This is a genomic window from Paenibacillus sp. JT31N17 (assembly GCF_056269255.1).
The window spans coordinates 396559-409615 of sequence record NZ_JBWDNP010000002.1; the positions used below are offsets into that span (position 1 = coordinate 396559).

Sequence of the window (13057 nt, forward strand, 5' to 3'; positions counted from 1 at the left end):
CCATCCCGCAGCATCTATATGTTCCATAGTATGTCTGAAACAGCGCCTCTGGTATGGTTCCTTGTCCTGTCATGGCAATTGACAGGACATGAATAACGATCGGGTGGGGAAACAGCCGCTTACGGGCAGGCAAGAATTACAGGCTCCATTCAAGAAGGACGGCCGCTTCGGTCAACCCGCCGCCAAAACCATAAAGCAGACAGAGATCTCCTTTATTTATACGACCGTCGCGGATGGCCAAATCAAGCGCAAGCGGTATGGATGCGGCGGAGGTGTTGCCGAACAGCTCCATGCTTGCCAAGGTTTTCTCAAGCGGTATGCCCGTTCGCTCGCAGACGGATTCCACGATGCGCATGTTGGCGCTGTGGGGAACGAACCAGTCAATCTCTTTCGTTGTCCGGCCGTTGTTCTCCAGCAAAGCGGTTATTCCTTTGGGCACCTGGGTTACTGCCCATTTATACACCTCGCGGCCATCCTGAACAATTTTGCCAGAGGTCTGAATAGGATGCCCATCAATATCGGCAGAGAGGCTTGAGCGATATAAATGATGACCGCTTGCTCCGCTGGTAGCGGTATAGGAGCCAAGCAGCGTGCCATCCTCGGTCCATTCCAGCAGCGCAGCGCCGGCCCCGTCGCCAAACAGGATGCAGGTGGAACGGTCGGTGTAATCGGTAGCTTTGGATAAGGCATCCGCTCCGATAATGAGTATTTTACGGTGAACGCCTGTCAGCAGCAGTCCGTTGGCCAGCTGAAGCGCGGCGACGAAGCCGGCGCATGCGGCCTGAATATCCAGCGCACCGCATGAACGGATGCCGAATTTGGCCTGAACTCTGGCAGCCATGCTGGGGAAGAACGTATCCGGGGTGGAAGTTGCCACGATGATGTAATCCACATCCTCCAGGTTCACCGCATAACGGGCTTGCATATTGGCGACAGCAGCGTAGCACAAGTCGCTGCAGTATTCATCCTCGGCCGATATGCGCCGCTCCCTGATGCCGGTGCGTTGGACAATCCACTCGTCGCTTGTATCCACGAGCTTCTCCATATCGTTGTTCGTGAGTATCCGATCGGGTACATAAACGCCAAAAGCGGTAAGCTTGGTCTGTGATTTAAGGGAGGAAAGCGTCATTTTATCGACTCCTTGATATCAGGTATTAGTACCAGGTTCTAATTTATACTTTAACTTAAAAGCAATGGTGCTGTCAATGAAGGTAAGGTACACTATTTATACGACAAAATTCGTCAATTTACGGCATGAGAACGGAGGAAGGTGGGTGGGCAATGGAAAACCGGAGGTTCATTTGGTCATGGAGAAACAATTTGCGCTTTCCAAATCCCGCATATGGGAAATTCTCTCTAATACGAATCGTATAAACCGGGCAATCGGGCTCGATCCGGTCATCCGCGGAGAGCTGCGCGATCGCCGTTCCATAAGCCGGGCAATGAAATCAACCGCGCTGCGTTTGCTGCCTATGGAATGGCAGGAATATCCATTTGAATGGAAGGAACGCCATTGGTATGAGGTCTACCGTCATTATTTGCGGGGGCCAATGAAAACATTCCGTTCCGGCATTCAGCTCAGTGAAGCGGATAACGGCGGGGATGGAGAGCCGCTTACTAATGTGAAGCTGTACTCTACAGTTACTACCGCTAATTGGGCCATGTACCCGCCTGTGAGGCTGCTCGCCAGCCAATCGATGAAGAAGACCTTTCAATATATTGAAGGAGCAATTACGGCTGATTCTTACACACGAGTCCCCAGCCTTCCTGCTATAGGCAAAGCGCCGCATGCGCCAGGCGTGAATGCGCAACGACTATCCGAGCTGATGGAGCGGCTTGGTACCCTGGGTCTTAAGCAGACTCTGCTGCAGGAGCTTGAAATGCTTGTCCTGAACGGACATGAGGACGATACAGCGGATATCCGGCCCTTTGTTCTGGCCGCCAAGTGGAAAGCAGAACGCAATGATGTGCTGAAGCTCCTGCTCCATGCGACTACGCAGGGCATGTTCAATATGGAGTGGCGGCTCATTTGCCCCAATTGCCGCGTTGCTGAAACAGGGGCTGACCGGCTTTCCGCAATTCATGAACGGTATCACTGCGAATGGTGCGGAATCGATTACGAGGCTATGTTCGACCGTTATGTTGAGCTCTGCTTCTCCGTACATCCGGAAATCCGGCGTTCCGCGCGGGCTGTCTATTGCATAGGGGCTCCGGCTTTCTCGCCCCATATCTTCACGCAGCGTCTGATAGGTTCCGGAGAACATACGGACTTGGAGCTGCCTGAACAAGCCATTGACTGGAGAATACGCATTCTGCGCAGCAATGAATGGATTCATTTGAAGCTTGATTCCGCTACGCAAGAACAGCATGACAAGGATAGCCACCCAGTAACGGAGGTCACTATAAATGAACAGGGCTGGGCACAGGAGAATGCCGCCGGTTATTGTGGCGGCGGCATCCGGATCGCAAATGAACGCGATCATGAGGTGATTGTCGTTATTGAACGCGAAGGCTGGGATGATCTCGTGGCGACAGCTTCTTATGTGACCCTGCTGCCCGAATTTCGCAGCCTGTTCTCTTCGGATGTGCTTGCGCCCGGACAGCAAGCGGGAATTTCCAGCCTTACTGTCCTGTTTACCGATCTTTGCGGCTCCACGGCTTATTATGAACGGGTTGGCGACGCCAGCGCGTATGGATATGTCAGGCAAATGTTCGACTTCTTGTCGGAGACGGTCGAGCTTCATGGAGGGGCGGTTGTCAAAACCATCGGGGACGCCGTTATGGCTGTATTTGACCGGACGGAGGACGGCATGTCAGCTGCTCTGGATATCCAGCGGTCCTGGCAGTCAGAAGATGGATTGGACCTTCGCATAGGGCTCCATCACGGTCCGGCGGTGGCGGTCGGCATGAACGGGCGAAATGATTATTTTGGGCGGACAGTCAATATGGCGGCCCGGATTCAGGCCTTGGGCAATCCTGGGGAAATCCTGCTTGAAGCCAATTTGCACAACCAGCTTTTCCGGCGGATTGAGATTGCTGCGGATTCCTACAGCTCACATTCCTTTATTGCCGCACTGAAGGGAATGAAGGAGCCGGTTCAGCTGGTTCGCGTCCAGCCTCACCACAGGAGTATATCCGGTTGATCTTAAAAAGTTACCAGCATAGTGCCTCCCCGTTCGGCGAACGCTATAAGCGGGCCGCAACATAAGTTACGAAACGGAGGATGGCATATGCAGCGCAAATGGATCATGCTCATGGCAGTGGCTGCAACAACAATGCTCGCCGGCTGTTCGGACAAGCACGGAGAGCTTGGAAACAAGAACATCCGGCAAAACAGTATTACCTACGACATGAATGGCAACCGTATCATGAATAAGCGCTTCGCCAACGATCAGATGAATGAAATGAATCGTATGGACGGCCGAAGGCTCAACAGCAATAATATCATTGGCGCCCATAAAAATTACCGCCTGGAAATGAGCAGCGACATCGCGGCCCGGATCGCTGCCATGGAAGAGGTGGACAAATCGTTTGTGATGCTGACGGATAACAACGCTTATGTTGCCGTAACCTTGAAGGATTCCTCAACTCATACGCAGCACGGCACCGTCATGGAAAAAAATCTGCCCAAGGGCAGAACCGCCCAAAGCTATATGCGGCCTCTGGCGCATACCAGACCGGAACATCACGGCAAGGAATTGGCGAATGGCTTGAAGCAGAAGGTAGCCCATAAAGTAAAACAGATAGCGCCTCAAATCGAGCATGTATATGTGTCGGCCTCACCGGATTTCGTTCACCGCATGAGCTCCTATTCGGAAGATGTGAAATCCGGCCATCCCATTCAGGCCTTTATTACCGAATTCAACGCCATGGTTGACCGCGTGTTTCCTGTCCGGCCCAAACCATAAATTTCTCCGATTGTAACTGACAACAATCTCTGTCGGCAGCCTGCCGCATGGGTTGTTGTTTTTGTTTTACCGGTCGAAGGATATTCATGTTATTCCCTGATGATTGGAACAGCATTCTGTGAATCCGTGAATCCAACAATTTTTAATTCTCTTGTGCATCGATGCTGTTAATCCGTTACCAATGAGGAACAAAACTGGCTGAGGCTGGTTCCCATTTTGTTTTTGAACATGCGTCCAAAAGTATGAACATCGGCATAACCGACGGCGCAGGCAATCTCGCTGATCGACATCTTGGTTTGCAGCGCAAGCTCCTTGGCGCGCTCAATCCGGACACGGCTTAAATATTCGAACGGCGTCACACCAAATGCGGAGCGAAACTTGAGAATGATGTAATTGCGGCTTAGACCGGACAGCTCTTCCAGCTCATGATGCGTAATCTCGCGGTTATAATGGGCAGCAATAAAATTGCGGATCAACACCATTTTGGTTTTGATTTTCTGCTGGCCTTCCGTCCTCGTTTCCCGGTCTTCTTTCCAATTGGACAAGTCCGAGAGAAGCTCCATAAGAAGACCCTGACACTGCGAATGATGCGTAAGTCCAGGCTGATGATAGTGGGTGATAAGCTGCGTCAGCTTCTTCTCGATCGCTTGACCGTGGAAATTGCCGAGCAGCCGATTCTCCCCGAGGAGCTGTTCGAGGGGGTACTCCGTATCGCCAAAATGAAACAGGATGGAAAGGCAAATATAAGGCTCCCCGGGAAGCTTCCTCAGCTCATGCAGCTGATAGGGGGAATGATAAATCAAATCGCCGCGCCGCGTTATAATCGTATGGCCTTCAATCTCATATTCCGCCATTCCGTCCACGACGTATTGAAACTGATAATTGCTGAGCCTCCGCGGCGGAATCCCCCAATCAGCCGGAGAATGAAACAGATGGGCAAGTGTAATATAGGGCGGGAAAAAATACATCCCGGCCGCATGCTCGGGCAGGGAATGAACGAAAACGGGAGCCGGTGCATCAGACATCATAATCCCTCCATCAGAATAATGGCAGCGCTGTCAACCTGATTGTCATTATAAAAGCTTTTGTGTGATATCGGCAACCTTATTGTTACTTTAAGCTAAATACATCACCTGCCGCATCTCTTATACTACAGGTAAACCATTACCTGATGCCACAAAAGGAGAGAGCGAGCATGAACACGTCAAATATGGAAATGCCGATCGCGGATGCACAGCTTCAGGACAGCATTAATGAGGAACAGGCGAAGTTTTTCCTGGATAACGGCTTCCTTGTTATTCGTCATGTTCTGGTGGATGAAGAGCTTCGGATCGTCCAATCCGAGATGGCCAAGCTGTATGACAAAGGGGTGGCCGGTGTCAGCGGGGATCCCGACTATATGTATGGTACGGGAGTGAAATCAGGCCAACCGATTCTCAAACGTGTTGAATATGTGATTGACAAGAGCGATCCCATGAAGGCGCTGCTGGGTCATCCTTTTATTCTCCGTTCCGTAGAGAAGCTGCAGGGGCCCAATTTCATTCCCACCTGGGATTCGATGGTGCTGAAGGCGCCGGATGAGGGTGTCATTGTTCCCTGGCACCGGGATGCGGCTGTTCCGGATGGATGCGAGGACAAGCGGCCGATTTTTAATGTGGATTTTTATTTGGACGAAGCCGATTTGCAGACCTGTCTCTGGGTGATTCCCGGCAGCAGCAGCTGGTCTCCGGAAGCTTCGGATGAACGCTGCAGACGTCCGGGCTTTTCCACCGAGGATGCCATCCCCGTGCCGATGCAGCCTGGCGATGTGATTTTTCATAATATTCTTGTTTTGCATGGCTCTCCGGATGGGGACGGCAATCCGCTCCGGCGCACGGTTTATTATGAATTCCGTCCAGGCGAAATTGAAGCGGGCTTCGGTCCGCACACGCTGGAATACCTGGCGCTCAAGCAGAATGTGCTGTATGACTGCATCGAGCGCCGCAAGCATACCGCTTATGCCTCCGGGGAGAAACCGTTTGACTACAAGCCGACCGGCGGCTTTGCAATCAGGAAAAAAACCACGCCGCTGCAGTACCGCTACCCCCACGAAACGTACTGGCGGCGCTAGGCAGGATGGGCTTGAGTGAACGATAATGAGTAGAAAAAAAAGGCTGCGAGCAACGTTCGCAGCCTTTTCCTTTTGCATACCGCCCAATTTTGGGAACGACCGCACCACTGCATGCGCCTCTTCATATTATAAGTTGACTGTATCCCTTAACCTTGTTAAACCATAAAAACCCGAGCAAGGAGGGGTGACAAAAATTGAAGGGCAGCGACCAGAAAAGCAAGTTTCTCCTAACTCATCGTGAACGAGAGGTTTTTGAATTATTGGTTCAGGACAAAACGACCAGAGATATCGCGCAGCAATTATTTATAAGTGAGAAGACTGTGCGGAATCATATTTCTAACGTTATGCAAAAATTGAACGTTAAAGGTCGTTCGCAAGCGGTTGTCGAGCTAATCAAGCTTGGGGAATTAATTATTTGACCTTTTCCTCGCTAACCTTGCAAAGCCTTCTCGTCTTAGCTTTCCTAATTGGAAGCTAATGCGTGAAGGTTTTTTGACGGGAACATGGCTTCTTTATTTATAAATGGAGTAAAAATAGCTACCTGTTTTTCCGATATATGGATTAAGACGGAAAAAAAGGGGAGAAAATAATGGCTCGTCGTAAAAGCTGGATGATAGTGCAGGAGATTACGTCAAGAGGGCTTATGGGGTTATTGGTAGCGGTAGCCTTTTTGCTGACGTACAGCACCACGAAATCAATTGTTTATGCTGCGGTCGCGGCTGGATTCATAGTGGTTTGTTTTATCATCGTACATATGTTTATGCGCAGGCGGAAGGAAGAGAACGCTGCCGGTATGGATATTGCGGATATTAGCATTATGGAGGGCACTCAGTTTGAGCAGTATCTTGGCTATTTGTTCAAAGCCCAAGGCTACAGCGTCGAGGTTATTCAAGCTCCAAGCGATGAGGGCACGGTTCTGATTATCGCCAAGGGAGGCAGGAAAATCGTTGTACAGGCTAAACGTCACACCAGTAATATCGGGATTAAAACGATTCAGGAGGCGCAGGCGGCCATTGCTCATTATGGAGTTGCGGAGGCATGGGTAGTTACGGATAGCGGCTTCACGGAAGCGGCCGATACATTGGCCAAATCAAATGCAGTCAGGCTTATACCGCGCGAGCAGCTGATGGAGATGATCCTTGAGCTGAATCCGGAGGCAGGGATTCCTTCAAAATAAGCGGCATAGTCCCTGCTGCGGCTGCTGATATAAAATAAAACAACCCCCGCGCTTGGCAAGGGGCTGCTGCCCATGTTTATTCCTGATCAAGGCCGTTTGCGGGGGCCGGCCCCTCTTGTTCGTAAGCGATAAGGATGATGTCTTCGCCTGTGCTGCTGGAAAGCTCGCTTTCATATTGCTGCAGCTTCTTTACTGCCTCCGGCGTAAGCTGCGCTGTTTTGTAATCCATTTACTTCTTCCTCCCAAATATTCAATCTTCCCTCTAGTATGTCCGAATGGCCACATTAAATAACTGCGGCCTCCAAGGCTTTCCCCTCAGGGCCGGATGGTCACTCGCGTTCGCAGCGGCACGATTTGCGCCAGGGAAACGACGTCCTCGTTGTACATCCGGATACAGCCTCGGGAAACCTCGCGTCCGATGGAGGAAGGATCATTATTCCCGTGAATGCCATAATGAGGCTTCGACAACCCCATCCAGAAAGCGCCGAACGGGCCGCCGGGATCGGGTTGTTTATTGATGATCGTATACTCTCCAGTTGGCGTTTTCGTCAGCATTTTGCCGATGCCTACAGGATATTCGTTCACTACGATATTGCCGTCAAGCAGATACAGCTTCCTGTCCGACAGATCGACAATGATGCGGTACAGAGGCATTTGTATTTCCTCCTTTGCCACCATCTTATGTGCTTCTCCGGCTGACGGCACAAGACAAAGGCCCAAGCTCCGCCATCTCGGCGGCACCGGGCCTTAAGCGCAATATTGGTGCTCCCGCAGATAAGAAAACGGTGCTTATTGGCAAGCTGCTGCAGAAGCGCTCAGTAAGGCCCGGCCTCGCGCCCCTCCTGCTGCGACAGCTTGACGGCCTGATCCGGATCGGTTTGTCCGCTGGCAATTTTGCGGTCTCCGGCCTGTTTCAAGCCTTCGGAGACACGGCGGCCGTATTCGGTATCCGCTTCTGTCAAATTACCGATCATCCGGTCCCGGATATCGCTGTTGCATTTCAAGAACGCATCGACCAGATTGGCAATCAGCTCGTCCTGCTCCCAGGCTTCGAAGGAACGAAAGGTTTCGCCGGCCTGGCTGAAATTGTTCGTGCGTTCAATCGGCTGGCGCACCAGGCTGGCCTCATAGCGCGGCTCATGATCCCGCCCGGGTTTCGCTGCTTCCTGCAGCCCGCCCATACCGGAAGGCTCATAGTTGACATGCGGATTTTGCCCCGGAGCCCGGTCCATATAAATTTGCATCTGGCCTCCGGATTGATTGGTGGCTACCTGTGCTTTTGGCGCGTTGACCGGCAGCTGCAAATAGTTGGTTCCCACCCGGTGGCGCTGGGTATCGGAATAGGAGAACGTCCTGCCTTGAAGCAGCTTGTCGTCCGAGAAGTCAAGGCCGTCAACCAATACCCCCGTGCCGAAGGCAGCCTGCTCCACCTCCATGAAATAATCCTTGGGATTGCGGTTGAGCGTCATTTTTCCTACCGGGAGAAATGGAAATTGATCGGTTGGCCACAGCTTGGTCGGGTCCAGAGGATCAAAATCGAGCTCGGGATGCTCGCCGTCGCTCATAATTTGCACGCACAGCTCCCATTCGGGATAGTCACCGCGTTCAATCGCTTCATAGAGATCCAGCGTGGCATGGTTGAAATTAAGCGCCTGGATGGCGTTGGCCTCCTGCTGCAGCAGGTTTTTGATTCCCTGCTTCAGGGGTTCCCAGTGATATTTGACAAGCACAGCATCTCCGTTCTGGTTGACCCATTTGTATGTATTGACGCCAGAGCCCTGCATTTGCCGGTAATTAGCCGGAATTCCCCAGGGCGAGAAGAGGAAGGTAATCATATGCGTGGCTTCCGGGCTGAGCGAGACAAAATCGAAGAAACGCTCCATATCCTGCACATTCGTAACGGGATCAGGCTTGAAGGCATGTACCATGTCGGGAAATTTAAGCGGATCGCGGATAAAGAAAATCTTCAGATTGTTGCCAACCAAATCCCAGTTGCCGTCCTCGGTATAAAATTTTACGGCAAATCCGCGCGGGTCGCGCAATGTTTCCGGCGAGTGGGTGCCGTGAATAACCGTAGAAAAACGCACGAAGACCGGGGTTTGTTTCCCTGCTTCCTGAAACAGCTTCGCCCTCGTATAAGTGGAGACTGGCTCATCGCCCGCTTTGCCATAAGCCTCAAAAACGCCATGGGCTCCTGCGCCGCGCGCATGTACGACGCGTTCAGGTATGCGTTCCCGGTCAAAATGCGTCGTTTTTTCGAGAAAATGATAATTCTCAAGCGTGCTTGGTCCCCGGTTTCCCACCGTTCTTATATTCTGATTATCCGTCACGGGATGACCTTGCCGGGTCGTCAGTGTCGGAGGAGACGCTGATTCGTCATGATTGTTGCTGTTCTTATCCACATCCAAACCACCTTTCTGTCTTTAAAAGCATGCCTATTATTCCCTAAACAGGAAGGAGCATTCTTACAGAAATGAAGCCTGCAGGCAGAGAACCTTGCAGGCGCTGCAAAGCGGGTGCGGGCTTTGTTTTTGCTGTTTTTTAAAATTAATATTGTGTATTAAAAAAGATATATGATACATTAATGATTGAATAAGATGTCTTATTCGATAGGGAGTGATTTTCATTACATTGTCTGAACGACAAATGGAGATTGTCAAATTAGTGAAACTGCATGCCCCGATCACGGGCGATCAACTGGCGGAAATGATGGGGACAGGCAAGCCCACGCTGCGTGCCGATCTCTCCCTCCTCGTCATGCTGCGGCTGCTGGAGGCGAAGCCGAAGGTGGGGTATTTCCTTGGCGATGCGGGGGCAGGCAGGGAGCAGGCTCTTAAACGATGGGAAGGCGTGCTGGTCAAGGATGTTCAGGGGATGCCGGTTAATGTTGCGGAGACGGCTTCCGTGCATGATGCGGTGATCAGCCTGTTTATGGGCAATGCGGAAGCGCTGACCGTGGTCGATGACCAGCAGCGTTTTGTCGGTGTGGTCACGGCGCGGGATTTGCTCAAGATTACACTGGGAAACAGCAATCCGGCTGCAATTCCGGTCAGTATGGCTATGAACAGGCTGCCTGCCATTGCCGCATTGAAACCGGATCAGCCGCTGCTTGAGGCCGTGAACAAAATGCTTATCCATGAGCTTGACGGTCTTCCTGTTGTGACCGGGGAGGACAGCTATTCCCGCCGCGGAGAGGTAACCGGATGGATCAGCAAAACCAACATCCTTCGTTGGATGACGGAATAACATGCACTTGCAGCCAGGATTGGGGGACGCAGCAGTTGGATAATCTGGAGAACAAGCCCCATCGCATTTACATATGTTCGGATGCGGTAGGCGAGACCGCTGAAGCGGTCGTCAATGCGACTATGAGGCAATTTGCCAGCGAGCAGGTCAAATTAAAGCGGTTCAGCCATATCAAGACGGAGGATGAAATCGCCGGGATCGTGGAAGAAGCATCGATCGGCCAAGGCTTCATCGCCTATACGCTTGTCCAGCCGGAGCTGCGCGAAGCCATGAAGGAAGAGGCGCTGCGCAGAAGTGTCCGGGCTATCGATGTTCTGGGGCCTATGATGCAGGCCTTCATAGATACGTTCAATGATTCGCCCAAGCGCAAGCCCGGCCTTCTGCATACGCTTGATGACGATTATTTCCGCAGAATTGAAGCCATTGAGTTCGCGGTCAAGTACGATGACGGCAAAGACATGCGGGGTCTGCTGCTCGCTCAGGTTGTATTGATCGGGGTTTCCCGCACATCGAAGACGCCGTTGAGCATCTATTTGGCCCATAAAGGCGTCCGGGTTGCGAATTTGCCGCTGCTTCCGGAAGTCAAGGTGCCGCCTGAGCTGAAGGAAGGGAATAAGCTGATAGTCGGGCTGACTATGAGTCCGGATCAGCTGAGCGGCATTCGAACGGAACGGCTCAAGGCGATGGGCCTTCCTTTCTCGGCGCAGTATGCTTCCTTGGAGCGCATTCATGCAGAGCTGCGATATGCGGATATGATTATGCAGTCGCTTCGCTGCCCGGTCATTGACGTGACGGAGAAGGCCATTGAGGAAACGGCGGGAACGATCATCGGCTGGCTGCAGGAAATGGTCTGACAAATTAGAAAGCGAGCTTGGGGAGAGGGGATAGAAGCATGGAACGCGAATTAGCGCTGGAGATTGTCAGGGTTACGGAGCTTGCCGCATTGGCGGCAGCCCCTTGGATGGGCCGGGGAGACAAGCATCATGCCGATGAGGCGGCCACCAATGCCATGCGCGGCATGCTGGATTCCGTTTCGATCCGGGGTACCGTGGTGATTGGCGAGGGCGAGATGGACGAGGCGCCGATGCTGTATATCGGTGAGTCGGTCGGCAGCCTGCAGGGGCCAGAGGTTGATGTGGCTGTCGATCCATTGGAAGGAACGGAGCTTGTCGCCAAAGGGCTGAATAACGCGCTCGCGGTTATCGCGGTGGCGCCGAAGGGACATCTGCTGCATGCCCCGGATATGTATATGGAGAAGCTCGCGGTCGGTCCCTCGCTGGCCGGGAAGCTGAGCATCGACGATCCGATCCGCACGACCGTAGAGAAAGCTGCCCTTGCACTGAATAAGCAGGTTTCGGATTTGACGGTTATTCTGCTCGACCGTGAGCGTCATGGATCATTAATCCAAACATTGAGGCAAGTAGGCGTCCGGATCAAATTATTGTCTGATGGCGATGTTGTTGGAGCCATTGCTCCTGCTTTTGCCGAGACCGGTATTGACCTGTACGTGGGCTCTGGAGGCGCTCCGGAGGGTGTGCTTGCCGCTGCCGCGCTCAAATGTCTGGGCGGGGAAATTCAAGGGAGATTGATGCCCGAGAATGAGGAGCAGGCCCGGCGCTGTATCGAGATGGGCTTATCCGATCCCCGCAAGCTGCTGCGGATGGATGATATGATCGGCACGGGCGATGTTATTTTTGCCGCGACGGGCGTTACGCCCGGCGAATTTTTAAGCGGCGTGCGGATGCTGCCCGATCAGCGGGCGGAAACCCATTCCATCGTCATGCGCGCCAAGACGCGGACGATCCGTTATATCAAATCTCTGCATTACCTGCCTAATAAGCCGCTTTTGGCAAATTTAAAGCATTAAATCAACTAAATTGGAGAAAGCCCGCTATTGAAGCACTTAACCCAAGCGCAAGGAAGGTACTCCTTCGGCGCTTGGGTCTTTTGCATGGAGATATCGACAACTATAGTAGGGCGGACGACAATTTCTATTACTGGTGGCAGGCCCACGTTATCCATGTGCTGGCAGACGGTTACGAACGAACGCGCGATGCAGTTTACGCCCGGCGGATCCAGGACCTCAGCAGAAGCCTTCGCGCCTATAACGGCGGTTCCTTCCTTCATCATTATTATGATGATATGGAGTGGATGGCCCTTGCGCTGCTGCGCGCATACAAGATTACCGGAAGTGAGGAATATATGAGCAGCGTGATGGAGCTGTGGACAGATATCAAGACAGCTTGGAACAGTCATTGCGGGGGCGGGATGGCTTGGAAGAAAGACCAGACCGATTATAAAAACACCCCTGTCAATGCGCCTGCCGCGATTCTTGCCGCCCGCCTGTATGGAATGCTCCATGAAGAGGAATATTTAGAATGGGCAAAACGCATTCACGATTGGAATAAAGAAAATCTGGTTGATCCTGCCACAGGCTTTGTATGGGATGGAATGAACAGACGGGGCGACGGTCAAATCGACTATGATTGGGAATTCACTTACTGCCAAGGGATATTCCTGGGAGCCGGACTGGAGCTTTACCGCAGCACGGGTGACGGGCCTATGCAATTGACGCGAAGCGGACAGCCCAAGCCTGCTTGAACCGCTTATGCGACC

The 13057-nt window shown here is 52.3% G+C and carries 14 protein-coding genes; 9 read left to right on the plus strand and 5 right to left on the minus strand.

Features of this window, described 5'->3' with window-relative positions:
• Nucleotides 1-136: 136 nt before the first annotated feature.
• Nucleotides 137-1129, minus strand: coding sequence for a beta-ketoacyl-ACP synthase 3 (locus AC0YOB_RS09305; protein WP_475792601.1), 993 nt, complete (start codon nt 1127-1129; stop codon nt 137-139).
• A 145-nt stretch (nt 1130-1274) separates the two neighbouring features.
• Between AC0YOB_RS09305 and AC0YOB_RS09310 the strand changes: the two genes are divergently transcribed.
• On the plus strand, nt 1275-3143 hold the full coding sequence (locus tag AC0YOB_RS09310; RefSeq protein WP_475792602.1) for a DUF5939 domain-containing protein: 1869 nt from the start codon (nt 1275-1277) through the stop codon (nt 3141-3143).
• A gap of 87 nt (nt 3144-3230) precedes the next feature.
• Entirely contained in the window at nt 3231-3908 is a 678-nt protein-coding gene (locus AC0YOB_RS09315; protein WP_475792603.1) for a YhcN/YlaJ family sporulation lipoprotein, read from the plus strand.
• Between the two features lie 167 nt (nt 3909-4075).
• Here AC0YOB_RS09315 and AC0YOB_RS09320 read toward each other — a convergent pair whose 3' ends face one another.
• Nucleotides 4076-4933, minus strand: a complete 858-nt coding sequence (locus AC0YOB_RS09320) for a helix-turn-helix transcriptional regulator (RefSeq protein ID WP_475792604.1) — start codon at nt 4931-4933, stop codon at nt 4076-4078.
• Nucleotides 4934-5103: 170 nt separating this feature from the next.
• Between AC0YOB_RS09320 and AC0YOB_RS09325 the strand changes: the two genes are divergently transcribed.
• The 3 genes from AC0YOB_RS09325 to AC0YOB_RS09335 all read left to right on the plus strand — a co-directional run bounded on the left by AC0YOB_RS09325 (nt 5104) and on the right by AC0YOB_RS09335 (nt 7195).
• Nucleotides 5104-6018: a phytanoyl-CoA dioxygenase family protein gene (locus AC0YOB_RS09325; RefSeq protein ID WP_475792605.1), complete on the plus strand. Its 915-nt coding sequence runs from the start codon at nt 5104-5106 to the stop codon at nt 6016-6018.
• A 194-nt stretch (nt 6019-6212) separates the two neighbouring features.
• Nucleotides 6213-6437 (plus strand): helix-turn-helix domain-containing protein, encoded by a 225-nt coding sequence (locus AC0YOB_RS09330; RefSeq protein ID WP_210037248.1) that lies wholly within the window; start codon nt 6213-6215, stop codon nt 6435-6437.
• A gap of 170 nt (nt 6438-6607) precedes the next feature.
• Nucleotides 6608-7195, plus strand: coding sequence for a restriction endonuclease (locus AC0YOB_RS09335; protein ID WP_475792606.1), 588 nt, complete (start codon nt 6608-6610; stop codon nt 7193-7195).
• A gap of 76 nt (nt 7196-7271) precedes the next feature.
• On the opposite strand, the gene AC0YOB_RS09340 is transcribed toward AC0YOB_RS09335, so the two are convergent.
• The 3 genes from AC0YOB_RS09340 to AC0YOB_RS09350 all read right to left on the minus strand — a co-directional run bounded on the left by AC0YOB_RS09340 (nt 7272) and on the right by AC0YOB_RS09350 (nt 9603).
• The gene (locus tag AC0YOB_RS09340) at nt 7272-7424 is read right to left on the minus strand and encodes a hypothetical protein (RefSeq protein ID WP_475792607.1); all 153 of its coding nucleotides are present in this window, start codon (nt 7422-7424) and stop codon (nt 7272-7274) included.
• 86 nt (nt 7425-7510) lie between these two features.
• Nucleotides 7511-7849, minus strand: coding sequence for a L,D-transpeptidase (locus AC0YOB_RS09345; protein ID WP_475792608.1), 339 nt, complete (start codon nt 7847-7849; stop codon nt 7511-7513).
• A 161-nt stretch (nt 7850-8010) separates the two neighbouring features.
• Nucleotides 8011-9603 carry a catalase gene (locus tag AC0YOB_RS09350; protein ID WP_475792609.1) on the minus strand — a complete coding sequence of 531 codons (1593 nt, stop codon included), beginning with the start codon at nt 9601-9603 and terminating at the stop codon, nt 8011-8013.
• Nucleotides 9604-9859: 256 nt separating this feature from the next.
• Here AC0YOB_RS09350 and AC0YOB_RS09355 point away from each other — a divergent pair, with 256 nt between their 5' ends.
• From AC0YOB_RS09355 to AC0YOB_RS09370, 4 genes are all read left to right on the plus strand, one after another.
• A complete protein-coding gene (locus AC0YOB_RS09355; protein WP_475792610.1) occupies nt 9860-10441 on the plus strand; it encodes a CBS domain-containing protein in 582 nt (193 codons plus the stop codon).
• Nucleotides 10399-11295, plus strand: coding sequence for a pyruvate, water dikinase regulatory protein (locus tag AC0YOB_RS09360; protein ID WP_475792611.1), 897 nt, complete (start codon nt 10399-10401; stop codon nt 11293-11295). Before AC0YOB_RS09355 ends, AC0YOB_RS09360 begins: the two co-directional genes overlap by 43 nt.
• 38 nt (nt 11296-11333) lie before the next feature.
• Nucleotides 11334-12308, plus strand: a complete 975-nt coding sequence (glpX, locus tag AC0YOB_RS09365) for a class II fructose-bisphosphatase (RefSeq protein WP_475792612.1) — start codon at nt 11334-11336, stop codon at nt 12306-12308.
• Nucleotides 12309-12379: 71 nt separating this feature from the next.
• Nucleotides 12380-13042, plus strand: a complete 663-nt coding sequence (locus tag AC0YOB_RS09370) for a glycoside hydrolase family 76 protein (protein ID WP_475792613.1) — start codon at nt 12380-12382, stop codon at nt 13040-13042.
• Nucleotides 13043-13057 lie beyond the last annotated feature (15 nt).